This is a genomic window from Winogradskyella aurantia, assembly GCF_002266855.1.
Lineage (GTDB): Bacteria > Bacteroidota > Bacteroidia > Flavobacteriales > Flavobacteriaceae > Winogradskyella > Winogradskyella aurantia.
Genome location: NZ_NGJN01000001.1, coordinates 384,411 through 407,004, shown reverse-complemented (window position 1 = coordinate 407,004; position 22,594 = coordinate 384,411). Strand labels below are relative to the sequence as shown.

Below are 22,594 nucleotides of genomic sequence, written 5' to 3'. Positions count from 1 at the left end.
CTACCATTCTAATAAGATTCGTTGTGCCGAAAAACCAGGTCCAAAACTGAGCATTATCCCTTTGTCACCTTTCGGTAAGTCTCTGTCCATAAAACGCTCCAATACATATAATACCGTAGCACTACTCATATTACCGTAAAGTCTTAAAACTTCTTTAGTGTCATCGATATTCTTTCCTAATGCCCCAAATAAATCTTCAACCGTTTGTACTATTTTTTTACCCCCTGGGTGAAAGACCAAATGGTCAATATCTTCTATGGTCAATCCATTCTTTTCTAAAAAGGGATGTATAATTTTAGGGAAATGATTCGCAATAGTTTGTGGGACGGTTTGATCTAAAACCATCTGCAAACCCGTATTACGCAGTTTAAAGCCCATCATGTGCTCGGCATCAAAAAAATGATACATGGCTTCATCCTTAATCTCTGGTCCTGCCTCATGATCATAGGAGGATAAAATAACACTGGCGCAGCCGTCTCCAAAAATAGCGGCACTAACAATATTGACCATGGAATAATCATCAATCTGAAATGTGGCTGTTGGAGATTCTACAGCAATAACCGCTGCGCGTTTGTTTGGATTGGCCTTTAAAAAGTTCTTAGCGTATAAAATCCCTGATACGCCCGCCGCACAACCCATCTCAGTAACTGGCAAACGGACAATGTCTTGCTTCATTTTTAACCGATTAATTAAATAGGCATCTAAGGACGGAATCATAATCCCTGTACAACTTACGGTTATAATATAATCAATATCAGAAGGCTTCAGAGCCGCTTTATCCAAAGCTTTTAGCAAGCTCTTCTCTGCTAACTTAATAGATTCTCTTGTGTAAATATCATTTTTCTCTTCAAAAGACGTTTTCAGGAATACCTCTTCTGCATCCATTATAGAATACCTTTTGTCTACCGCTGCATTTTCAAAAATTTTCAGAACCTTTCGCTTAAAGCGTTCTTCCTGGCCTTCCAACCAAAGTTCAACATACGGCAGAATATCCTTTGTTTCTCGTGTATGTTTAGGCAATTCCTTTGCTACTGATGTTATTCTTACTGCCATCTATGTTTTTATTAGCCATTGGTAACGGAATGCCCATTTCCAACGGATTTGTGATTTGAGGTTTAATTGTTTGGACATGTGTTCTAAATCTTCTTTCTTAAAAGCTCTAAGAATTGAGGTTAAACCATCTTGAACTATCATCTGGTTCGAAATTACCAAACTCAATAATTTAAATAATCCATAAGCTATTTCACTGCGCTGTAAATCATTAACAACAATCCCTAAGTTAGCACTACTTGAAAGCACACGCAATAAACTTAGTATTTCTTTTTCTTTAAAATGATGTAAAAACAACGTTGTTAAGGCAATATCGTACTGCAAATCCTGGAATTTCGATGAAAAAATATCCTCATTTCTGAAGCTTATTTCATAATAACTCTCAGACAATTCAATGGCGTAATCTATAGCGTCTTGGTTGGCGTCAATTCCTATCAGTTTAAAGTTATAGTTGTGCTTTCGACCAAAATCTGCAATCAACCTTAAAATATCACCATGGCCACAGCCTAAATCGATAATCGTATAGGTTTTATCTTTAGGCTGTCCTCTTAACAGTTGTGCTATTCCACTTAGGGTAACCCTATTGCCGCCCAACCATTTATTAATATTGCCTAATTTGTCTAAGGTATCTCGAAGCAGTTCTCCTTTCATGGTAAAATCGTCCATGATTTCAGTGGCATCACTTCTATATGTGGTATCTATAAATAGACTCATTATACCTCCATGGGTTTTCCGTGGGTCATTTTTATGATCTGGGGCACTAGAAAGGGAAACCATCTTAGCAGCACCAATAACTTTGGCGCTAATAAATCTTGTCGAAATAAATAAGCAATGATATGTCCCACTTTCAACCTTAAACTAAAAGTGTTTTTCCAGCGTTTGGCGTAAGTACTTTCCAGAGCAACTCTAGTTACGATTTTTCCTTCAAGATAATCAATTATTAACTGCGATGCTAATTGGGCGCTTCTAATGGCCATACCCATACCGTTTCCGCATAAGGGATGAATCATGCCTGCCGTATCACCACACATAAGCATATGGTTTTCTACTGGGCTTTTTGTCTCAAAAGAAATTTGACTTATGGTTAATGGTTTATCAAATTCTGGGATTGAATTGCTAAAAATCTTTTTCAATTCTGAGTTTTTGAAAATTACTCCCTCTTGAAAGGAGTTTACATCCTTGTACTTTTTAAACGATTCAAAGTTGGTAATATAACATACGTTAATATGGTTATTTTCAACTTTAGATACCCCGCAATACCCCCCTTTAAAATTGTGAAGGGCCACCTTATCTTCAGGGAAATCGCCTGAGACATGCATTTTGACTCCTAAATAAGGCGACTTCTTTTTTATAAATTTTCGATTGAATTGTATATCTAAATTAGAGCGTTTGCCAAAAGCACCAATGACAATTTTGGCCTCAAAACTGTGGTTGGCCTTTGTGTCTACCTGAAACATATCCCCTTCAAAATTTGCATCAACTACGGTATCTTGGCGTACTTCAACACCATATTTAAGGGCCAATTGATAAAGGCGAAAATCCATTTCATAACGGCTCATACCAAAACCGCCTAGTGGAAGTTTTGCTTCAATTTTCTTATTGTTAGGGGTGGTCAATTCAAATTTTGAAATACGCTTAGCCCCAAATTCAAAAGGGTCAAAGTCTAGAAAATTCAAATAAGGCAATACTTCATTTGAAATATATTCGCCACATACTTTGTGTTTAGGATAATCATTTTTTTCAATAAGTAACACTTTAAACTTAGCTCTGGAAAGGTGTATAGCACTAGTCAATCCAGCTAATCCCCCACCTATAATAATAACATCAAATTGCCGTGCCGTCATCTACAATTCTTGATAATGGTCCACACGTATTTTTACTATTTTTCCCATTACAAAACCACCTCCACCAATATCAAAATCCCTGCGGTTAATTTCAAAATTTGATTTGATTTCATAACCTCCCGATACTTTTTTAACCTCAACTGGCACTTGTACACGATTAGTAATTCCTTTTATGGTTAGGTTGGCATCTACGATATAGCTTTTATCTGCTATTCTATTAATGGCTGTGCTTTTAAGCGTGATAAACTCATATTTTTGAGCATTAAAATAATCTTCCTCTAAAATATGTTCGTCCCTACTTTCTATACCTGTAGTTATTGAGGCTACTTTTATTTGACTTGAGATGTGTTCTAAAGCACCTTCTGAAGTAAATTCAGTTAAAATTGAAAATTCATTAAAACTGCCGTCGACATTGATACCTAAATTTTTAATAACAAAATCTATACTGGAATCGCCCTGAGCAAACCCCAATGCGATATAAACAAAACTAAATATGACAACTATTTTTCTAAGCACGTCTAACTTTTATGCTCTGAAGTTACAGCACAATTTATGGACATAAAAAGAATTATACTTTTTTTATAGAATTTTGGTAATTATAAAATTTGTATCTCTAAATGTAATAGTGTCGCCCATGGACTTCGATAAGAGTAACACTGCTATAGGTGTTGAAGGTGAGATTGCATAAAACACATCGCCATTGATCTCTATTTCGCCAGCACTGAGTGCAATGAAATAATTGAATTTTGAAGTAAAAACAATACTGCCTAGCGCTATGTTTTCATTAATGGTTGTTGGATCGATTCTGTCAAGTAGCTCCTTTAGCTTTTGTACTTCAGCAAGCTGATAACCTGCTTTTTCACGTTCTAATTGTAGCATTGCTCTTCCTGTTTCGTGTTTATCTCCCGCACTACTCTTGGTTTCGCTTAGTAATGAATTTTGAATATCTAAAATAGTACATTGAATAGTCTCTAAACGCTCGTTTAAGAAGTCTCGACATTTTTGGTATAACTGTTGCTTAAGTACCAATTCTATGTTTTAGGTCAATAATTATGAGCTGCTTGCCCCTGCAGCAATAACTGGGCTATTCTATTAAATTAGCTAATTCCTTACCTACTAAACTACCTATGGCAACTCCCATGCCACCAAGCCTTACGCCGCAATATACACGGTTGCTAAGTTGTTTAACTATAGGGTTTTTTTGAAGCCCTATCCCCATGATACCTGACCAGCGCTGGTCGATTTCAAATTCAGTGTTTGGTAAAATGGTACGTGCTAATAGTTCTTCTAGCTTGTGTTGTATAATAGGGGTTTGTCCAAATTCAGCAGTTTCTTCGGTTTTAAAATCTAGATTCCGACCACCGCCAAATAAAATTCTACTATCAATATTTCTAAAATAATAATACCCTTGGTCAAGATGAAACGTGCCTTTGATGCGCAAGTCCGCAATAGGCTTTGTAATTAAAACTTGTGCTCTTGCTGGTTTTACAGACTCAGGGAGTATTTTTGATGCAAATCCATTAGTTGCTATGAGCAAATGCTCGGTTGAAAAATTAAAATGTTGTGTCTTAACTTTAACGGTAGAATGGTCCTCTGAAAAGGAATCAACCTGGCAATTATTTAAAATTTTTATACCCTCCTTTTGTGCCTTTATCAATAAGGCGTCCATCATTTTACCAGTATCTATCTGACCCTCGTATTTATTAAAACTGTAATTGGGTTTGATGTTTCCGAATTTAAACTGATTAGGTTTCCAGGAGAACACCTCTGACTTAAAAACAGGGTATAACAGGTGATTTATGCCGTCCTGTTTTTCCAAACATTGGTCATATAAGGCCGTATCAGAGTCTAAGAACAACTCATACCCACCCAATTCTTGATAATCAATGGCTCTATCGCCTAAGATTTCACGCAGTAATTGTAATCCTTCAATTCGCTTTTTTACAAGCTGCAAAACCTCATCTGCAGTATGTGATTTTAAATCATCAATTATTTCGCTTAAACTTCCAAAACATGCAAAACCTGCATTTTTAGTACTTGCGCCTTGGGGAAGCATACCTTTTTCCAAGACCATAACCTTAGCCTTTGGATATCTATATTTTAAATTTAAGGCACAACTTAGACCTACAATACCGCTGCCAATAACGGTAAAGTCCACATTGGTCAACCACGTTTTTATTTCCCAATACGATAATTCCATAGCATAAAAAAAGCTCCTAAAATTAGGAGCTTTTTATTAATAAATTAAGTTGTTATTCAACAATTATTTTCTTGGTTACCTTTTGGGGGCCATCTGATATATTCAATAAATATACGCCAGATTGTGCATTATTTAAGTTGATTACCTCCTCAAATCTCCTTACGGAATTATAACGTTGAGAATAAATCGCTCTACCTCTTAAATCAAAGATTTCAATAATGATATCTTCCCCAGAATTAGAATCGAATCCTATGTTAAACTCGCCGTTATTGGGGTTAGGGAAAATTGTTAACTTATCTAATGATAGTTCGTCTACACTAAGAGCCTGTTCACTGCAAATCGTTATAGTCCAATCATTGAAAGTACCCGTGTCTCCTCCAAAGAAATCCGCTACAAATATCGTCCAATTACCCTGCGCATCTAATCCATTAAAAGCACTTAATGGATTTGAAGGTGCGTAGGTTCCTGTGGTGGGCTGGGCACAAGCTATTGTACCTGCGGTATCATCAAAAGTAATATCAAAATCATTTTGTCCGCCACAATCTAGCTCCCATAAGTTGACAAAGGTTACGCCGTCTGGATGGACTAATTGCACAATTAAGTCTCCAATAAAAGTATGAGTAACATCTACGTTTACAGTCATACTTTCAATTATAGATGAATTAGGTATATTGATAACGTCTGAAGCAATAGGTTGTCCTGCACTTCCTCCTGAACCATCAGCGATAGGGATATTTAAATTTTGAGCAGATGAATAAGGGTCACAGAGTATTTGAGTACAATTGTTATTGAGTTCAACATCTACCGTTTCTGTAACAGAATTTGAGGTGCCTGTAACAGTTATGGTAAAATTACCTTGAGCTGTGGCATCAATATTATTGATGGTCATTGTAAAATCGCCATCATCATTTAGAGAAGGTGGATTAAAGGTTGCTGTAGCACCTGCCGGCAAACCAGAAGCACTAAACGTAGTCATTTCAGCAAAATCTAAAATAGTTGTATAAGACAGGTTAAAAACAGCCTGAGTGTCAGTGTTTGGACAAGAAAAAACTGGACTATCATTTGCAGTTAAAGTAAAGCCTGGTGTTGGTGGTGTGCACACATTTTGAGCTAAAGCTGGCACTAAATTACTTGTTATATAGGCTTCAGCTACTGTCATTTGACCTGCACTAAACATATACATACAAGCATCATTCACATAATCCATATAATTCATGGTCAATGCTACTTGACCAGCAAGGCAAGATGCTACAGCATTGGGTGAAGGACAGCCATAGGTGCTATTAGCAACTTCTGGCGTATCGGCTATACCATCACCACCTATACCACAAGTTCCATTACCATCACCATTAAAGGTGTGCTCTAAATTAAAAAAATGGCCTAACTCATGGGTAGTGGTTCGACCAAGGTTGTATGGTGCGCTTGGGACAACACCTGATCCGGGGCAGCCAGGTACTGCATTTGAACCAAAAGCATTATTATCCATGGTAACAGCATCACCGAGCGCTATACTTCCCCCAAGCGGAGAAAAGCCCAATGCCCCAATATTTCTTACAACGAAATTTAAATAACCGGCCCAATTACCGTCACGGGGACTTCCACCTCCAAAATTATAACCTATGGTAATAGCAGGGTTACCCTCTATTAGTTCCGGGTCTAAACCAGGAGGATGGTTAGATACAGCTATGCAAAAAGAAATATCTGCAACACCGGCAGTTGTCCCAGGAAATAGGGAACTTACAGAATTATTCCATGTAGCAATGTCAGTGTTAGTTGCAGAATAATCTGCATTTAATATGTCAATTTGATTTTGTGCAAGTACTTCCAAACATGCTCTATCAGCTTCATTAGCTTCAGGGAAATGTACTGCAACGGGAATTTCTATTGTATTCTGTCTTTGGCTAAAATCTTGATCTGATAAATACTCTTGAAGACGCTGCTTAAATCTTCTCTGACTCTCTTCATATTCTCTCGCATACTCTGGATCTTGAAGCATTTCTTCCATGTAAGCTTCCATTCCACAAGTGCGGTCTTGTGAATGGATAGTAAACGACATCATAATAAGAATAATGCCAATAATAGTTTTTAGGGTAAAGTTTTTCATGTAAAACAGGTTTTCTAATTTTTCGTTTTTATTGAAAAATCATTTTTATGAATTTCAAAGTTAACATTTTTTAACAAACCTAAATGCAAATTTTTTAAGACCGCCTCTAAATACTTGTGAATATGATTTTTTAGTATTACCGTATTTATGGAAATAAAAAACCCAAGCAAATAGCTTGGGTTTTTATTTAATCTTCTTCTTCTTCTGCTTTAATCTCAAAATCCTCCATAAATTTAGTAGTATAATTACCTGCTAAATAATCCGGGTGTTCCATAAGTTGCCTATGGAATGGTATTGTGGTTTTAATACCCTCAATTACAAACTCATCCAAGGCGCGTTTCATTTTATTTATAGCCTCTTCTCTTGTTTGTGCTGTGGTTATTAATTTAGCAATCATGGAATCATAATTGGGCGGAATACTATAGCCCGCATACACATGAGTATCAAGTCTAACCCCATGGCCCCCAGGTGCATGTAAGGTAGTTATTTTACCTGGTGAAGGTCTAAAATCATTATAAGGGTCTTCAGCATTTATTCTACATTCAATAGAGTGTAGGTTTGGTGTGTAATTTTTACCGGAAATAGGCACTCCTGCGGCTACTAAAATCTGTTCCCTAATTAAATCAAAATCTATAACCTGTTCTGTAATGGGATGTTCTACCTGAATACGGGTATTCATTTCCATAAAATAGAAATTACGATTTTTATCAACAAGAAACTCCACCGTCCCAGCTCCTTCATATTTTATGTATTCAGCCGCTTTAACCGCAGCCTTACCCATTTTATCACGGAGTTTATCAGTCATAAATGGAGACGGTACTTCCTCTGTTAATTTTTGGTGTCGCCGTTGAATAGAACAGTCTCTTTCTGATAAATGACAGGCTTTACCTCTAGAATCACCAACTATTTGAATTTCAATATGACGTGGTTCTTCTATAAGCTTTTCCATGTACATGTCGTCATTTCCAAAAGCTGCTTTTGATTCCTGCCTGGCAGAATCCCATGCCGCTTTTAAATTTTCGGGTTTCCATACAGCGCGCATACCCTTTCCTCCACCACCTGCTGTGGCCTTTAACATTACAGGATAACCGACCTTTTTCGCAATAGTTTCACATTCTTTAAAATCCTTAATAATTCCCTCACTTCCGGGAACACATGGAACTCCAGCAGCTTTCATAGTGGCTTTTGCTGTTGCTTTATCGCCCATTTTGGCAATCATCTCCTCAGAAGCGCCGATGAACTTAATACCATGCTCTTCACATATCTTAGAGAATTTGGCGTTTTCAGACAAGAAACCATAGCCGGGATGAATAGCATCAGCATTTGTAATTTCTGCTGCGGCAATAATATTTGACATCTTTAGATAAGATTCGCTACTTGCTGGAGGGCCTATACAAACGGCTTCATCTGCGAATTTAACGTGTAGACTTTCAGCGTCAGCCGTAGAGTATACTGCAACTGTTTTCACGCCCATCTCCTTGCAGGTTCTAATAACACGTAATGCTATTTCACCCCTATTGGCAATCAATATTTTTTTAAACATAACCTTTGCTTTAAAAATTCATCTTCCAAGCACCAAATACCAATATTTAGGTCTTGGGATTTGTGGATTGGAATTTTCAATCGTTATGACGGATCAACTAAAAATAAAGGCTGATCAAATTCAACCGGTGTGGCATCATCAATAAGTACTTTTACTATCTTACCTGTTACTTCAGACTCTATTTCGTTGAATAGTTTCATGGCCTCAATAACACAAAGTACGTCACCTTCTTTAATTTCTGAACCTACTTCAACAAAAACAGGTTTGTCTGGGGCGGGTTTACGGTAAAAGGTTCCTATTATTGGTGATTTTATTGTAATGTATTTGGAATCTTCAGAGGCTGGAGCTGGGGTTGGGGTCTCAGGTGCTGGCGCAGGAGCTGCTGCTGGAGGTTGCTGCTGCACTATGGGTGCTGATTGTACTGGTACTTGCTGAACAATAGTTGTGTCTGAGTCGGAGCCCGTTCTAATGGTAATTTTAACATCATCCATTTCTAACTTAACTTCACTTGCGCCAGATTTGGCCACAAATTTTATTAAGTTTTGAATTTCTTTTAAGTCCATAATGTTTAAATCTTTTGTTAGTTAGTTTTTATGTTAGGAATTATAAGCCCATTTCAAATAAATGGAGCCCCAAGTAAATCCACCGCCAAAAGCGGCAAAAATTAAGTTATCACCCTTTTTCAGTTGGGATTCATAATCGTGCAAAAGCAATGGAAGCGTAGCAGATGTTGTATTACCGTACTTCTCTATATTCATCATTACTTTTGATTCGTCTAATTTTATTCTGCTGGCAGTAGCGTCAATAATGCGCTTATTGGCTTGATGGGCCACTAGCCATGCAATATCGTCGTTGCTAAGGTTATTTCTTTCTAAAATACGCTCAGCTACATCTGCCATATTAAAAACAGCATTTTTAAAGACTGTTTTCCCGTCTTGAAACACATAATGCTTGCCTTCATCAAAAGTTTCTGATGTTATAGGATATGATGAACCACCATAGGTGGCTTGCAGAAACTCTCTCCCTTCTCCATTACTTCTTAAATATTCATCTTGAACACCAAGCCCTTCTTCATTGGGTTCGAATAGTACCGCTCCGGCACCATCACCAAAAATGATACATGTCGCCCTATCTTTATAATTTATAAAGGAAGAATTTTTATCGGCACCAATAAGCAATATTTTCTTATAGCGCCCAGACTCAATATATGAAGAGGCTACTGACATTCCAAAAAGAAAACTGGAACATGCCGCTTCCAGATCAAATGAAAATGCATTGACAGCACCTATTTGTGTGGCAGTGTAAGCAGCAGTAGAAGCCGCTTTCATATCAGGCGTAGCGGTAGCAACAATAACCAAATCGATATCCCTTGGGTTTAAGTTGGTTTTATGAATTAAGTCTTCAGCTGCTTTTATTGCTAAAAATGATGAGCCCTTACCTTCTTCTTTAAGAATTCTGCGCTCTTTGATGCCTGTTCGGGTAGTAATCCAGTCATCATTAGTATCTACCATTGTCTCTAAGATTTTATTGGTTAAAACAAAATCCGGAACATAGCCTCCTACAGCTGTAATGGCCGCTTTAACTTTACTCATTATTAGCTTATAGATTAATTAAAAGTATAGAAAATCGCTAGAAATTGATGAATTTTAATGATTTTTCTACGTTTTTTGCATAATAATGACGCAAATTACGTAGATTTTGCCTTATTGAGAAAATTAAAATAAAAAAAACGCTCACAAGTGAGCGTTTTATTATATGCATGCATAAGACTTATGCCGCGTTCTCTTCTTCTACTGAATTATCAATAAGAACTTGACCTCTATAATACAATTTGCCTTCATGCCAATGTGCTCTGTGATATAAATGTGGCTCTCCTGTGGTAGGACATGTAGCAATTTGAGGGACAGATGCTTTGTAGTGTGTTCTTCTCTTGTCTCTTCTGGTTCTTGATATTTTACGTTTTGGATGTGCCATTTTAAATGTTATTTATCCGTTAATAGTTTTTTTAAATTATTCCATCGAGGGTCTATTTCCTCAGATGATTTTGAATCACTCTCGTCTTTTGGGCTAAGTTCCTGCAATTTTGTGAGTATATCCGACTTTAACGTGCCATCTTCTATTCCTGGATGAATGCGTTTTACCGGTAAGGCCAATATGATTAACTCATATATGTATTGCGCAACATTCACTTCATATTCACCATGAGGCAAAATCAAAATATCCTCATTGTCATCATTGTATTCACTGCCAAACTTTACAACTAATTTATAACTATCATCAATTAATTGATCATAAGGCTCGTTAGTGATATCGCAATTAATATTTACCGACCCTCTAGCCTCAAAGAATAACTCCAATAAAGTCGTTTTTTTCTCTAATTTAAGATTGATTTTAACATCAACCCCGCTAAATTCATTATACTCAAAATTCTGAAAGAACGTATTATCTATATCATAATCAAAATGATGCTCTCCCAACTTTAAGCCAACAAACGGAATTGTATACGCTTTTAATGTCTTCATTACCACACTCATTTTGAGCCTGCAAATATATAAATTTTTAGTTACTTAAAGGTTAGAAAGCAACAAATTTTGTCCGATGTTATTTTGAAACCTTTTTTAAAGGGTTTCTGCTAAAATATTTATACTCCTTTCTGTTCTTGTAAATTTGAATAGCTGTATAAATGGCGCGTTTAAATGAGGTTTCATCAGCAATGCCCTTGCCAGCAATTTCATAGGCTGTTCCGTGGTCTGGAGATGTCCTTACTTTTGATAGGCCCGCCGTATAATTAACGCCTTCACCAAACGAGATTGTCTTGAATGGAATAAGCCCTTGGTCGTGATAGGACGCAATAATTGCATCAAAATTTTTAAATGTGTTAGAACCAAAGAAGCTATCTGCGGAGTAAGGCCCATAAACCAAATGTCCTTGATCTCTAATTTTTGCCAAGGTTGGTCTTAGAACATCATCATCTTCACTTCCTATAACGCCACTGTCACCAGCATGAGGGTTGATACCCAATACAGCTATCTTTGGCTTTCTTATGCCAAAGTCTTGTTTTAAGGATGTGATTACGGTGTCTAGCTTCTCCTCAATCAAAGCTTCATTTATTCGGTCGGCCGCATCTTTCAGTGGGACATGGTCTGTCAATAAGCCCACCCTTAATCCATCACAAACCATAAACATTAAGCTTTTACCATTTAAAGCCTGCGCCAAATAGTCTGTATGACCTGGGAAATTAAACTTATCGGACTGAATATTGTGTTTGTTTATCGGTGCTGTTACTAAAACATCAATCTTATCTTCCTTAAGGGCTTTTGTTGCTGCTTCAAGGGACCTAATGCTGTATTCGCCTATTTTTTTATCCTCCTTGCCAAATTCTATTTTAACGGGCTCTCGCCATACGTTAACCACATTTACTTTACCGTGTACCACGTCTTCTGGAGAATCAATATTGAAAAAGTTAATCTTGCTGTTAAAGTGATTTTTAAAAAATTGCATCACCTTTCCTGAAGCAAAAATTACAGGTGTACTGAGCTCTAAAGACCTCGGGTCTTCGTACGTCTTAATAATAATTTCTGGACCGATGCCATTGAGGTCGCCAACAGATATTCCCACAATTATCTTTTCTTCCTTTTTCATTATTCTGTCTGTCCTATTTTTTTATTAAAAATGAATATTGAATTAAGCGTTGTGCTTAACTTTGCAATTGCAAATTTAACTAATTAAAGTTCAACTTATGTTTACAGGGATTATTGAAGATTTAGGAATTGTTGAAAAACTAGAAAAGAGTGATAGCAATTTGCATATTACTTTAAAGACAAAAATTACTAACGAATTAAAAATAGACCAAAGTGTTGCCCATAACGGCGTATGTTTAACTGTGGTTGCTATCGACGGCTCTAATTACACAGTAACGGCGATACAAGAAACTTTAGACAAAACCAACCTGGACAAGCTAAAGAAAGGTGATTTTGTTAATATTGAACGTGCCATGAAACTAGGTGCGCGCCTAGATGGGCATATGGTTCAAGGCCATGTTGACCAAACCGCAACCTGCACTTTTGCTGAGGAAACCAGCGGTAGTTGGTTATATACATTTGATTACGACCCTACTTATCACAATATAACCATTGAAAAAGGTTCCATAACCGTCAACGGGGTGAGTCTTACTGTTGTCAATTCAAAACCTAACACCTTTTCGGTTGCTATAATTCCCTACACTTATGAGCATACGACCTTTAAAACCTTAAAGGTTGGGGATATTGTAAATCTCGAATTTGATGTGATTGGAAAATACGTCAAGCGCCTACATGAGCTCAAACAGTAGGATTCTCGCGCCTTGATAACTTATAAGCTTTGAAAATACCATAACCAAATGCTACCAGAAATAATGCAATGATACCTCCATCAATCGGGAGTCCAGGCGGGGGCGGTGGCATTGGGGGCGGTGGCGTTGCTCCTTGAGCCATCGACAAAAAGCCTATAAAACATAGTAAGACTGAGGCCATCATCGTTTTGTTTTGCATGCTGCTTATAAAGTTGTAAAAGTATAAAAAAAACTTAGCCAACAAAATTTATTCTACTAAAAAACGTCTTTAAACGGTAAATATTATCGGTGAAATGCTAAAAATGTGCTGTTTTAAGGGTAAATTAGGTGTTGTGTGTTAAATATAAAATATATAAATACTATTGATCTGGAATGCAGGTACGGCAGGTTCCTTCTTAAAAGCTGAAACTATAAATCAACAAAGCCTTTCTAACGAAAGGCTTTGTTGTGGTCCCACTTGGGCTCGAACCAAGGACCACCTGATTATGAGTCAGGTGCTCTAACCAACTGAGCTATGGGACCAATTTATATTTATTTTTTAACCACTGCTTTCCGTATCCCGATTTAAGATACTTTTCCCTTTGTCTCGCAGCAGTTCTATCCGAATATATTTCTTCATGGACTTTAACCCATGGCCTATATCCTTTTGTACTTTTTGTTCTACCTGAATTATGCTCCTTTACTCTATTAGCTACATCTTGCGTCATACCAACATATAAGCGGTCATCAACTAAGCTTTTAAGCACATAAACATAAATCATTATTTTTAAATACACTTATTTGGTGCTCCCTGCCCGCCGTTACCGCCAGGTAGGCAGGTAACCAACTGAGCTATGGGACCTATTAACTCCTAAGAGCTAAACCAAATAAGTGTGCAATATTACTATATATTTTAAAACTCTACAAGAATTTTAATTCCTAATGTCTTGACATAATTCTATGAGAACTCCATTGGTCGACTTCGGATGTAAAAAAGCAATGAGCTTATGGTCCGCCCCTTTTTTGGGAACCTTGTGAATCATTTGAAAACCCTCTTGTGTTAATCTCTCAATTTCTTTGTCAATATCATCTACAGCAAAGGCTATATGGTGTATGCCTTCTCCTTTCTTTTCAATGAATTTTGCGATTGGACTTTCGGGATTTGTAGCCTGCAACAATTCAATCTTATTTGGACCACATTTAAAAAATGAGGTTTTAACACCTTCACTTTCCACTTCCTCAACTTTATAATGCGCTTCTCCAAAAAGTGATTTAAATAAAGCATTAGATGATTCTATATCTTTTACAGCAATGCCAATATGTTCTATTTTTTCCATTAGTATAAGTTTTAGACGTCGAATATCGCCATTATTGGACTACCAAAATATGATTTTTGTTCTTTATAAACACATAGTCTTTAAATATCCTCTATTTTTGTACTATGGAAACGAATAGACAAAAGAAAATAGCCGGAATACTCCAAGAAGACCTCGCCGATGTTCTTCAGCGCGCCGCCTCTTCAGGTGGTCTTAAAGGTGTGATTATCTCTGTGACTAAAGTGAATGTCACCTCAGACTTATCTATTGCAAAGGTCTATCTTAGTGTTTTTCCAAACAAAGAGGCTAAGCCCCTGTTAGAAGGTGTTAAGTCAAATACGCCTTTGATCAGGCATGAACTCGCCCAACGCACACGTCACCAATTAAGACGTATGCCACAACTCGATTTTTTTATTGATGATTCCCTAGAGTATATCGATGGTATTGAGCGTTCCTTAAAGGGTGACGAGAACCCTATTGAGAATCCTGATCTTTTAGGTAAGCGAAAAAAATCTTAAGTGAATTTTTCCTTTTATATAGCAAAACGATATCTGTTTTCTAAAAGCAGTAACAATGCTATAAATATTATGAGCCGTATCGCTTCTGGAGGGGTCATTATTGCTTCAGCTGCATTATTTATTGTGCTTTCCGTATTTGCAGGTCTTAAAGATTTTAGCTTACAGTTTTCCTCTTTCGTAGATCCCGATTTAAAATTGATAGCAGCCCAAGGAAAATCATTTCTGTGGAGTGATGAAGATGCATCAAAACTCTTGAGTATTGACCATGTAACTTCTTATAGTAAAGTAATTGAAGAGCGTATTATCATTAAATCTGAAAATAAAAACTTACTAGCAACCCTTAAGGGTGTGGACGAGAATTATTTGAAGGTTACCAATATTGATTCCATGGTAAAACAAGGGCAATGGCTAAGGCCCAATAGTAATGAAGTAGTGGCTGGTTGGGGTATTTCAAGAAATCTTTCTTTTGGTGTTTTTGATTTTCTAAAGTCCTTATCCATATATGTGCCTAAACCAGGAAAAGGGCAAATAGGGTCCCTTAAAAGCGCTTATAATGCAGCCTATGTGTCTAATGTTGGTCTTTTTGATGTTAATGAAGAGTTTAATTCAAAATATCTGTTTTCTGATATTGAGTTGGCCAAAACCCTTTTGGGTTATCAAGACCATCAAATAAGTGCTTTGGAACTAAAGTTAGCTGAGGGTGCAGATGAGTCTATTATCCGTGAAGAGCTGTCGGCGCTTTATGGCGATCGGTTTGTTGTAAAAAACAGAGAGCAATTAAATGACGCCTTGTTTAAAATGCTCAATACCGAGAACCTGGCTATTTATCTCATCTTCACCCTGGTAATCATCATTGCGTTATTTAATGTAATTGGCGCTATCATTATGATGATTTTAGATAAAAAGAAATCCTTAAACACCTTATTTAGTCTTGGTGCGGAAATTAAATCTATTAAATCTATATTCTTTCTTCAAGGTAGCTTAATGACTATTCTTAGCGGTCTTATAGGCGTCTCCATTGGGTTTATTATTGTTTTCCTTCAACAACGTTTTGAATGGATATTGTTGACGCCAGAGTTACCCTATCCGGTAAGGCTGAAATTCTTTAATATACTTATTGTGATTGTTACTATTTTCGCCTTGGGGATTATCGCATCACGAATTGCATCTCAGCGCATTAGCAAGTCATTAATCCAATCTTAGCTTACGAACTGATAATTGGAGAACTTTTCCAAGACCTCATCAAAAGCGGCGAACACATCTATTGAATCATCACTGGTAACCATTTTCATACGATATTCCTTAAAGTCGGGAATTCCTTTAAAGTAGTTGGTGTAATGTCGTCTCGTTTCAAAAACACCCAGTTTTTCCCCTTTCCAATCAATAGCCATTTGAAGATGTCTTCTTGCGGCCTTTACCCGTTCCTCCATTGAAATGGGTGGTAGGTGTTGTCCCGTATTAAAATAATGCTTTACCTGTTTAAAGAACCATGGGTTACCAATAGAAGCGCGTCCTATCATGGCACCGTCCAATCCATAACGGTCTCGCATCTCTACCGCACGCTCTGGCGTGTTAACATCGCCATTTCCAAAAACTGGAATATGCATTCTTGGGTTGTTCTTAACCTCTGCTATAGGTTTCCAGTCTGCATCGCCCTTATACATCTGCGCCCTTGTGCGACCGTGTATGGAAATTGCTTTTATACCAACATCTTGAAGCCGTTCAGCTACCTCTACTATTTTTATGGAATCGTGGTCCCAGCCCAAACGGGTTTTAACCGTGACAGGTAAATTAGTGCGTTTTACCATTTCTGCTGTGAGCTCTTCCATGAGGCAAACGTCTTTTAATATCCCTGCACCAGCACCCTTAGAAACCACTTTCTTCACGGGGCAACCAAAGTTGATGTCTATAATATCCGGCTTAGATTTTTCAACAATATCAATGGTCTGCAACATGCTTTCCATATTAGCGCCGAAAATCTGAATCCCCACGGGACGTTCTTTTTCATAGATATCTAGTTTCATAACGCTTTTTGCCGCATTACGAATAAGACCTTCGCTAGAAACAAACTCGGTATAGACCACATCAGCACCCTGCTCCTTGCATAAGGCTCTAAAAGGAGGGTCGCTCACGTCTTCCATAGGTGCAAGAAGCAAAGGAAAATCAGATAATTCTATGTCGCCTATTTTAACCAAGTCTATAATTTTGCAGCAAAGCTACGGTTTTTTAAAATATCAAGATTTTAATTCTGGCGGAATGGTTCTGCCTTTAAAACCCACAAACCATAAACTCCCAAAACCAACTCGCCTATCGTTCCAAATATAAAAGCAGGAGAAGGCATACCCTCCGTTAACATACTTAAGCACCTTCCAAGACCTAAGCCTAACATAAATACCGTATTAGTTGTTAGAGCTGTTCTGTAAAAATAAGGTTTGTATAATCCTAAAATCCAAATTGTAGCAAGGCCCAAATAAAGGCCCATTATGGCTTTTAAGATGTTGTGCTCGTCTGTGGATTCTGGATGGATCTCAAATAGAAATTCTGGGTTAAATCCGTAAACAAAAGCTACAGGCACCACAATTAGAATAGAGATAATTAAGTGAATCTTAGATAAAATATATTGTTTTATCATTGGTTCTTACTTGAAAAACCCTTAAAACTTTACCTTGGTCTCTATGGTTTCCTGGCCTCGCTTTACGGTAATATTAGCGTCATCTCCTTTTTCAAAAACAGAAAGTGCGCGCATATAACTCATCATGTCGGTCACAGTACTGTCCCCTAGTTTTAAAACAATATCCCCTTTTTGAAGCCCTGCATTAAAAGCTGGGGTTTCTTCACGAGTCCCATCAATACGCATACCCTCACCATCATATAAATAGTCGGGAACAACACCTAGGCCAACCTTAAACCTTGGGGTCTCTTCACTTTCGTTTTTAGTTGTTCTGAAAGCAAGCTCTCCATTGTCATCTAAATCTGAGACGATGTCAAGAATATAATCGGAAATAAGGCTCATTCCTTCATAATTCAACTTCTCTGTATCATCACTTGGCTTGTGATAATCCTCGTGCTGACCCGTAAAAAAGTGTAACACAGGAACATCGATTAAATAAAATGATGTGTGGTCACTTGGTCCCACACCGCTCTCGTTCTCTATCAGCTTAAACTTATCGTTATGCGACTTCAAGGTTTGTTTAAAAATTGGTGATGTTCCCGTTCCATAAACCGCCAACGTACTGTCAGCTTTCATGCGACCTACCATATCCATATTAATCATGTAATTAATGGATTTAGCATCTATAGTTGGGTTTTTTGAAAAAAAGTTAGAACCCAATAACCCCATTTCCTCACCAGAAAATGCCATAAACAAATAGTTGTTTTTGTCCTTTATTTCGGCTTGATCATTTTTGAGCTTTAATCTGCTCGCTAAGTTTAACATCACGGCCACGCCACTAGCATTATCATCTGCGCCATTGTGAATAGCTTTGTCGCCTTCTCTATACAAGGAACCTTCACCTCCATAACCCAAATGGTCATAATGGGCACCGATTACAATGGTTGTTTTGGCGTTATTATCCAAAAATCCAATAATGTTCTTACCGGTAATAGTACCATCCTCATTTGTGCTAAACTCAACTTCCTTGTGTGGGTCTGTTTTGGGCTTGAATGAAAATGACTGTATATAGCCCTCTGTACCTTTTTCCGAAAGTCCAATGTCCTTAAAGCGCCCTACAATATATTCTGCGGCTAGTTCTTCGCCTTTTGTTCCCGTCTGTCGGCCTTCGAGTTTATCGTCAGCTAAAATTGTGACATCTTCCTTAATTTTATTTTCTGCTATTTGTGGTTCAGATTTACACCCTGCAACAGCCACTAAAATGAATAATAAAAGAATCTTTTTCATGTTGTAAGAAATTGATTGTATAGACAATAGAAATACAGCGATAGAAAGTAGAAATTGTTACAAAAAATTATTTATAGTGCATTTCAAGACTATACCTTATTTTTGCACAAAATTAGGTATTAAATACCATTTATTATAATACTTTGTTATGAACAGAATACTTTTAAGTTTATTTTTATGCATTGCATTGTGGTCTTGTAAAGGCAATGGTTCTGAAGACTCTAAAACAACTGACCAAAAAACTGCAGAACCCATTAAAACTGACAGTTCCTTAATATATCCTGAAGAAAAGCATTTCAAATCTATGAGGCAAGTCACCTTCGGAGGGGATAATGCAGAAGCCTACTGGAGCTTTGACGATAAACAGATTGTGTTTCAATCCAATAATGCTAATTGGAATGTGAGTTGTGACCAAATGTTTCTCATGAATTTTGATGAGACGTTTGAAGATACCGTTCCACCAATGATCAGTACAGGTAAGGGCCGCACCACTTGCGCTTACTTTTTGCCAGATAACAAACACATCATTTATGCCTCAACACACTTAAGTGATGAGAACTGCCCAGAAACACCGTTACGTAAAAACGGCAAGTACATCTGGCCTATTTACGACAGCTATGACATTTTCGTAGCAGATTTAGAGGGCAATATCGTCAATCAATTGACAAATGAAATAGGATATGATGCTGAACCAACCGTATCGCCTAAGGGGGATAAAATAGTATTTACATCAACCCGCAGTGGAGATTTAGAGCTTTACACAATGAATATTGACGGTTCCGAGGTCACGCAAATAACCGACGAATTAGGTTATGATGGCGGTGCATTCTTTTCGCCAGACGGTACCAAAATTATTTTTAGGTCTTCGCGTCCCAAAACTGAAACTGAAATTAAAGAGTACAAGGAGTTATTAGCCGAAGGCCTTGTAGAGCCCACCGAAATGGAGCTGTATATCTGCAATGCAGATGGCAGTGATTTACGCCAGTTAACCGACTTGGGAAATGCTAATTGGAGTCCGTTTTTTCATCCATCTGGTGAAAAGATTTTATTCTCTTCTAACTTTGAGGCCGAACGGGGGTTTCCATTTAATTTATATATGATTGATATAGATGGGAAAAACTTAACTCGTATTACCCACGGTGAAACCTTTGATGCTTTTCCTGTTTTTTCTAACAACGGTAAGTACTTAGCCTTTTCATCAAACCGAAATAACGGTGGTGGAAGAGATACGAATTTATTTATTGCCGAATGGCAAGATTAATTTAAGTCTTTAATACGGTCTCTCTCCTCTGCAGATGTGGAGCGTTCATTCGTAGTGAGTTTTGTATTGCCGAAATTATAGCGGAAACCGATTTTTACGAAACGATTGTCTATATCAGTAAAATACTGGCTTGATTGGTTGAGGTAGTCTACGTCTAAAAGATAATCTTGTTCGTTAAAGAGGTCTTCTATACTTAAAGAAATCATCCCTTTTTTGTTAAACACCGACTTGGTAACACTCAAGCTAGAAATATAACGCGTGCTAATTAAGGCTAAATTCTGAAGGTTTGTGTTATTATAGGTTATGTTAAAGTTGACGTTTAAACTATTATCCTCTAGAAACCTAAAGCTATTTTGTAAAATACTGATGTTAGACCATTGGTCCAGGCTCACGAAGTTATTGCCAAAGCTGGTTTCTTGTGATATATTGTAAAAGGAGGTCACTGCATAAATATACCACCATCTAGCCGGTCCAAATTGTACGATAAAATCAAAGCCATAATCTACCATATTGTCAAGATTATTCGGTGAAAAGGCCAATATATTAGTAGTGTTATCCTGTCTAGGTAGTTCTACAATATTTCCATCATATTTCATGTAATACGCTTCAACAGTAAAATACTTCAAAAAACTAGTGCCCACCGTATAGTGGTCAATGTATGTTGGAGTAAGCTCTGGGTTTCCGGTAACTACGAAGTTCTCATTTAAGAAGAACCTAAATGGGTTAAGGTTGGTATAATTGGGCCTAACAATACTGCGTTTATAGTTTCCATAAATGCTCATGTCTTCAAATAATTGGTGGGACAGGCTTAGGTTTGGAAACCAATTTAAATAGTCTTGAGTGTTCGTTTGGTTTAAGGTAACAGATGTGCCTTCAATATTGGTTTGTTCTACTCTAAGGCCAATGTTTAAATCCCAATTTTCCCATGATTTACTAAAATTAGCATAGGCGGCAAAAACCTTTTCATCATACTTGAAGGCATCTGAGTTATCTGTATTAATAACCTCCTGACCATTAATTATATCTAGTCGTGTAATATCGCTATCCGTAATCACATTAGAGTATTTTAAACCTGTCGTAAAGTTTGAACTCTCACTAATAGGTAAACTATAATCTCCCTTTGCTGTTGCGATTTGAGTTTCTTGATTAGCCAATGTGTTGAATTCTGAACTGTTTATAAAACTATTCGAGCCATCAAAAAAGTTACTAAAAACGTTTTGGTCGCGCTCATAGCTAAAGGCAGTATAATGCACATTAAATGACAAATTTGCAGCGTTTTCAAAATTGTGTGAGAAGGTGAGGTCACTCCCAATATTATATTTATTATCTCGCGAAAGGTTGTTTGCCGTGAATCGTGATAAAAACGCGCCATTACTGTCGCTGATGTTTGTGTTATTGTTTATTTTATATTTAAAGTAAGGCATATATAAGCCAGTACTTGTAAGACTTAATGTGCTTTTATCATCTAGATAATAATCGAAATTAAGATTAAGATTATGGGTTTCTGACCAGGTGTTTCTATTGACATTAGACCGCCAAATTTCGTCCAACTCGTTATCGGCGTCTAAATAGTTTATGCGCTCATCGTTATCTCTATTAATCTTTTCACTATTGTAATCATAATTGATATTAAGATTAACCTTATTGTTTTTAAAATAATGGCTTGTTCCCACGTTATACCTAGGAAAAACGCCCTGTGTATAATTTGTTGCAACACTGCCCCTGTAGCCAGTTACCAGGTTTTTACTCATTATAATATTAATTACCGAACCGCTATCCGCATCATAACTAGCTGGTGGATTGGTAATAACCTCAACAGATTTTATACTGTTGGCCGGGGCGCTTTCAAGTAATTGAATTAACTCATCAGATGTCAATTGCACTCTTCGGTTGTTAATGTAAACCACTGCACGATTACTTTTAATATTAATCTCGCCCTCAGCGACAATAACACCTGGTGTATTTCTTAAAACACCCAAGGTAGACCCCTCTGTCAGGGCTGTATTTTCAATGTTAAATACCAATCGGTCTGGCTTGCGGGTAACGGTAGGTTTTCTCCCTACAATATCCACTTGCCCTAGGGTTTCAGCCCCTTCGTTGAGTACAATGGTTTTTATATCCAAATTTCCGTTTAGAATAAGTTTTTGCTCGTAGTCTTCAAAACCTATATAGCTAATGCGTAATTTATAGTTCCCAGCGGCTAGATTATTTAAGCTAAATCGCCCATTATCATCTGTTGAGGTCCCCTTGATAAACTGATTCGAATCTTCTGCTAACACCACAACGTTTGCAAACTCTATTGGTGTATCACTTGCTTCTGTAACGCGTCCTAATATTGAAAAGTCTTGGGCCTGCAGTAGATAGAAAGACGGTAAAAGTACTGCGCATAACAAAAGTCGTAAATTGACTATCATAAGTTAGGTTTAAATCGCAAGATAAAAATTGTTTTTAACTATTAGTTACGGTTTTTCCGTAATTATAGCGCCCATATTGTACCTTTTCCTATAATTAAGCACAATAAATCAATTATATTTGCAGTCTTATATTGCAT

The 22,594-nt window shown here is 37.2% G+C and carries 24 protein-coding genes and 1 tRNA gene; 4 read left to right on the top strand and 21 right to left on the bottom strand.

Features of this window, described 5'->3' with window-relative positions:
* The 13 genes from CA834_RS01905 to pdxA all read right to left on the bottom strand — a co-directional run bounded on the left by CA834_RS01905 (position 1) and on the right by pdxA (position 12,383).
* Positions 1–1,053 (bottom strand): type III polyketide synthase, encoded by a 1,053-nt coding sequence (locus CA834_RS01905; protein WP_094966968.1) that lies wholly within the window; start codon positions 1,051–1,053, stop codon positions 1–3.
* On the bottom strand, positions 1,054–1,764 hold the full coding sequence (locus CA834_RS01900) for a methyltransferase domain-containing protein (protein WP_094966967.1): 711 nt from the start codon (positions 1,762–1,764) through the stop codon (positions 1,054–1,056).
* Positions 1,764–2,894, bottom strand: a complete 1,131-nt coding sequence (locus CA834_RS01895) for an NAD(P)/FAD-dependent oxidoreductase (protein WP_094966966.1) — start codon at positions 2,892–2,894, stop codon at positions 1,764–1,766. The genes CA834_RS01900 and CA834_RS01895 overlap by 1 nt, the downstream gene beginning before the upstream one ends.
* Positions 2,895–3,410 carry a YceI family protein gene (locus CA834_RS01890; RefSeq protein WP_094966965.1) on the bottom strand — a complete coding sequence of 172 codons (516 nt, stop codon included), beginning with the start codon at positions 3,408–3,410 and terminating at the stop codon, positions 2,895–2,897.
* A gap of 63 nt (positions 3,411–3,473) precedes the next feature.
* The gene (locus tag CA834_RS01885) at positions 3,474–3,923 is read right to left on the bottom strand and encodes a GreA/GreB family elongation factor (protein WP_094966964.1); all 450 of its coding nucleotides are present in this window, start codon (positions 3,921–3,923) and stop codon (positions 3,474–3,476) included.
* Between the two features lie 55 nt (positions 3,924–3,978).
* Complete coding sequence (locus CA834_RS01880) at positions 3,979–5,094, bottom strand: NAD(P)/FAD-dependent oxidoreductase (RefSeq protein WP_094966963.1); 1,116 nt, start codon at positions 5,092–5,094, stop codon at positions 3,979–3,981.
* Positions 5,095–5,146: 52 nt separating this feature from the next.
* Positions 5,147–7,198, bottom strand: coding sequence for a zinc-dependent metalloprotease (locus CA834_RS01875; protein ID WP_094966962.1), 2,052 nt, complete (start codon positions 7,196–7,198; stop codon positions 5,147–5,149).
* A gap of 187 nt (positions 7,199–7,385) precedes the next feature.
* Positions 7,386–8,741 carry an acetyl-CoA carboxylase biotin carboxylase subunit gene (accC, locus tag CA834_RS01870; protein WP_094966961.1) on the bottom strand — a complete coding sequence of 452 codons (1,356 nt, stop codon included), beginning with the start codon at positions 8,739–8,741 and terminating at the stop codon, positions 7,386–7,388.
* Positions 8,742–8,824: 83 nt separating this feature from the next.
* Positions 8,825–9,304 (bottom strand): acetyl-CoA carboxylase biotin carboxyl carrier protein, encoded by a 480-nt coding sequence (gene accB, locus CA834_RS01865; protein WP_094966960.1) that lies wholly within the window; start codon positions 9,302–9,304, stop codon positions 8,825–8,827.
* Positions 9,305–9,337: 33 nt separating this feature from the next.
* Complete coding sequence (locus tag CA834_RS01860) at positions 9,338–10,333, bottom strand: beta-ketoacyl-ACP synthase III (protein WP_094966959.1); 996 nt, start codon at positions 10,331–10,333, stop codon at positions 9,338–9,340.
* A gap of 178 nt (positions 10,334–10,511) precedes the next feature.
* On the bottom strand, positions 10,512–10,715 hold the full coding sequence (gene rpmF / locus CA834_RS01855) for a 50S ribosomal protein L32 (RefSeq protein WP_094966958.1): 204 nt from the start codon (positions 10,713–10,715) through the stop codon (positions 10,512–10,514).
* An 8-nt stretch (positions 10,716–10,723) separates the two neighbouring features.
* The gene (locus CA834_RS01850) at positions 10,724–11,263 is read right to left on the bottom strand and encodes a YceD family protein (RefSeq protein ID WP_094966957.1); all 540 of its coding nucleotides are present in this window, start codon (positions 11,261–11,263) and stop codon (positions 10,724–10,726) included.
* A 79-nt stretch (positions 11,264–11,342) separates the two neighbouring features.
* Positions 11,343–12,383 carry a 4-hydroxythreonine-4-phosphate dehydrogenase PdxA gene (pdxA, locus tag CA834_RS01845; RefSeq protein WP_094966956.1) on the bottom strand — a complete coding sequence of 347 codons (1,041 nt, stop codon included), beginning with the start codon at positions 12,381–12,383 and terminating at the stop codon, positions 11,343–11,345.
* Between the two features lie 97 nt (positions 12,384–12,480).
* On the opposite strand from pdxA, the gene CA834_RS01840 reads away from it, so the two are divergent.
* The gene (locus CA834_RS01840; protein ID WP_094966955.1) at positions 12,481–13,071 is read left to right on the top strand and encodes a riboflavin synthase; all 591 of its coding nucleotides are present in this window, start codon (positions 12,481–12,483) and stop codon (positions 13,069–13,071) included.
* Here the strand turns inward: CA834_RS01840 and CA834_RS01835 are convergent.
* The 4 genes from CA834_RS01835 to mce all read right to left on the bottom strand — a co-directional run bounded on the left by CA834_RS01835 (position 13,061) and on the right by mce (position 14,387).
* Entirely contained in the window at positions 13,061–13,255 is a 195-nt protein-coding gene (locus CA834_RS01835; RefSeq protein ID WP_094967236.1) for a hypothetical protein, read from the bottom strand. The two genes, CA834_RS01840 and CA834_RS01835, sit on opposite strands and share 11 nt — an antisense overlap.
* A 264-nt stretch (positions 13,256–13,519) precedes the next feature.
* A tRNA-Ile gene (locus CA834_RS01830) sits at positions 13,520–13,593 on the bottom strand.
* A complete protein-coding gene (locus CA834_RS01825) occupies positions 13,584–13,832 on the bottom strand; it encodes a GIY-YIG nuclease family protein (RefSeq protein WP_094966954.1) in 249 nt (82 codons plus the stop codon). The genes CA834_RS01830 and CA834_RS01825 overlap by 10 nt, the downstream gene beginning before the upstream one ends.
* A gap of 150 nt (positions 13,833–13,982) precedes the next feature.
* Positions 13,983–14,387 carry a methylmalonyl-CoA epimerase gene (gene mce / locus CA834_RS01820; RefSeq protein ID WP_094966953.1) on the bottom strand — a complete coding sequence of 135 codons (405 nt, stop codon included), beginning with the start codon at positions 14,385–14,387 and terminating at the stop codon, positions 13,983–13,985.
* A 104-nt stretch (positions 14,388–14,491) separates the two neighbouring features.
* Between mce and rbfA the strand changes: the two genes are divergently transcribed.
* Together rbfA and CA834_RS01810 are read left to right on the top strand one after the other, a co-directional pair.
* On the top strand, positions 14,492–14,884 hold the full coding sequence (rbfA, locus tag CA834_RS01815) for a 30S ribosome-binding factor RbfA (protein ID WP_094966952.1): 393 nt from the start codon (positions 14,492–14,494) through the stop codon (positions 14,882–14,884).
* Positions 14,885–16,087 carry an ABC transporter permease gene (locus CA834_RS01810; protein ID WP_094966951.1) on the top strand — a complete coding sequence of 401 codons (1,203 nt, stop codon included), beginning with the start codon at positions 14,885–14,887 and terminating at the stop codon, positions 16,085–16,087.
* Here the strand turns inward: CA834_RS01810 and dusB are convergent.
* The 3 genes from dusB to CA834_RS01795 are packed head-to-tail and all read right to left on the bottom strand — an operon-like array spanning position 16,084 to position 18,782.
* Positions 16,084–17,079, bottom strand: a complete 996-nt coding sequence (gene dusB / locus CA834_RS01805) for a tRNA dihydrouridine synthase DusB (protein WP_094966950.1) — start codon at positions 17,077–17,079, stop codon at positions 16,084–16,086. The two genes, CA834_RS01810 and dusB, sit on opposite strands and share 4 nt — an antisense overlap.
* 47 nt (positions 17,080–17,126) lie before the next feature.
* Positions 17,127–17,516 (bottom strand): DUF4345 domain-containing protein, encoded by a 390-nt coding sequence (locus tag CA834_RS01800; RefSeq protein WP_094966949.1) that lies wholly within the window; start codon positions 17,514–17,516, stop codon positions 17,127–17,129.
* Between the two features lie 21 nt (positions 17,517–17,537).
* Positions 17,538–18,782: a M28 family peptidase gene (locus tag CA834_RS01795; RefSeq protein WP_094966948.1), complete on the bottom strand. Its 1,245-nt coding sequence runs from the start codon at positions 18,780–18,782 to the stop codon at positions 17,538–17,540.
* A 148-nt stretch (positions 18,783–18,930) separates the two neighbouring features.
* On the opposite strand from CA834_RS01795, the gene CA834_RS01790 reads away from it, so the two are divergent.
* Complete coding sequence (locus tag CA834_RS01790) at positions 18,931–20,043, top strand: TolB family protein (RefSeq protein WP_094966947.1); 1,113 nt, start codon at positions 18,931–18,933, stop codon at positions 20,041–20,043.
* On the opposite strand, the gene CA834_RS01785 is transcribed toward CA834_RS01790, so the two are convergent.
* On the bottom strand, positions 20,040–22,457 hold the full coding sequence (locus CA834_RS01785) for a TonB-dependent receptor domain-containing protein (protein ID WP_094966946.1): 2,418 nt from the start codon (positions 22,455–22,457) through the stop codon (positions 20,040–20,042). The two genes, CA834_RS01790 and CA834_RS01785, sit on opposite strands and share 4 nt — an antisense overlap.
* Positions 22,458–22,594 lie beyond the last annotated feature (137 nt).

What these genes read in the sequence shown, in the direction of transcription:
- pdxA (WP_094966956.1), bottom strand. Translation starts at nt 12,383, where the DNA reads ATGAAAAAGGAAGAAAAGATAATTGTGGGAATATCTGTTGGCGACCTC.
- mce (WP_094966953.1), bottom strand. Translation starts at nt 14,387, where the DNA reads ATGGAAAAAATAGAACATATTGGCATTGCTGTAAAAGATATAGAATCA.
- CA834_RS01860 (WP_094966959.1), bottom strand. Translation starts at nt 10,333, where the DNA reads ATGAGTAAAGTTAAAGCGGCCATTACAGCTGTAGGAGGCTATGTTCCG.
- CA834_RS01895 (WP_094966966.1), bottom strand. Translation starts at nt 2,894, where the DNA reads ATGACGGCACGGCAATTTGATGTTATTATTATAGGTGGGGGATTAGCT.
- CA834_RS01785 (WP_094966946.1), bottom strand. Translation starts at nt 22,457, where the DNA reads ATGATAGTCAATTTACGACTTTTGTTATGCGCAGTACTTTTACCGTCT.
- rbfA (WP_094966952.1), top strand. Translation starts at nt 14,492, where the DNA reads ATGGAAACGAATAGACAAAAGAAAATAGCCGGAATACTCCAAGAAGAC.
- CA834_RS01900 (WP_094966967.1), bottom strand. Translation starts at nt 1,764, where the DNA reads ATGAGTCTATTTATAGATACCACATATAGAAGTGATGCCACTGAAATC.
- CA834_RS01835 (WP_094967236.1), bottom strand. Translation starts at nt 13,255, where the DNA reads ATGATGGCCTCAGTCTTACTATGTTTTATAGGCTTTTTGTCGATGGCT.
- CA834_RS01905 (WP_094966968.1), bottom strand. Translation starts at nt 1,053, where the DNA reads ATGGCAGTAAGAATAACATCAGTAGCAAAGGAATTGCCTAAACATACA.
- CA834_RS01850 (WP_094966957.1), bottom strand. Translation starts at nt 11,263, where the DNA reads ATGAAGACATTAAAAGCGTATACAATTCCGTTTGTTGGCTTAAAGTTG.
- CA834_RS01790 (WP_094966947.1), top strand. Translation starts at nt 18,931, where the DNA reads ATGAACAGAATACTTTTAAGTTTATTTTTATGCATTGCATTGTGGTCT.
- CA834_RS01800 (WP_094966949.1), bottom strand. Translation starts at nt 17,516, where the DNA reads ATGATAAAACAATATATTTTATCTAAGATTCACTTAATTATCTCTATT.
- CA834_RS01875 (WP_094966962.1), bottom strand. Translation starts at nt 7,198, where the DNA reads ATGAAAAACTTTACCCTAAAAACTATTATTGGCATTATTCTTATTATG.
- CA834_RS01880 (WP_094966963.1), bottom strand. Translation starts at nt 5,094, where the DNA reads ATGGAATTATCGTATTGGGAAATAAAAACGTGGTTGACCAATGTGGAC.
- CA834_RS01840 (WP_094966955.1), top strand. Translation starts at nt 12,481, where the DNA reads ATGTTTACAGGGATTATTGAAGATTTAGGAATTGTTGAAAAACTAGAA.
- accC (WP_094966961.1), bottom strand. Translation starts at nt 8,741, where the DNA reads ATGTTTAAAAAAATATTGATTGCCAATAGGGGTGAAATAGCATTACGT.
- accB (WP_094966960.1), bottom strand. Translation starts at nt 9,304, where the DNA reads ATGGACTTAAAAGAAATTCAAAACTTAATAAAATTTGTGGCCAAATCT.
- CA834_RS01795 (WP_094966948.1), bottom strand. Translation starts at nt 18,782, where the DNA reads ATGAAAAAGATTCTTTTATTATTCATTTTAGTGGCTGTTGCAGGGTGT.
- CA834_RS01825 (WP_094966954.1), bottom strand. Translation starts at nt 13,832, where the DNA reads ATGATTTATGTTTATGTGCTTAAAAGCTTAGTTGATGACCGCTTATAT.
- rpmF (WP_094966958.1), bottom strand. Translation starts at nt 10,715, where the DNA reads ATGGCACATCCAAAACGTAAAATATCAAGAACCAGAAGAGACAAGAGA.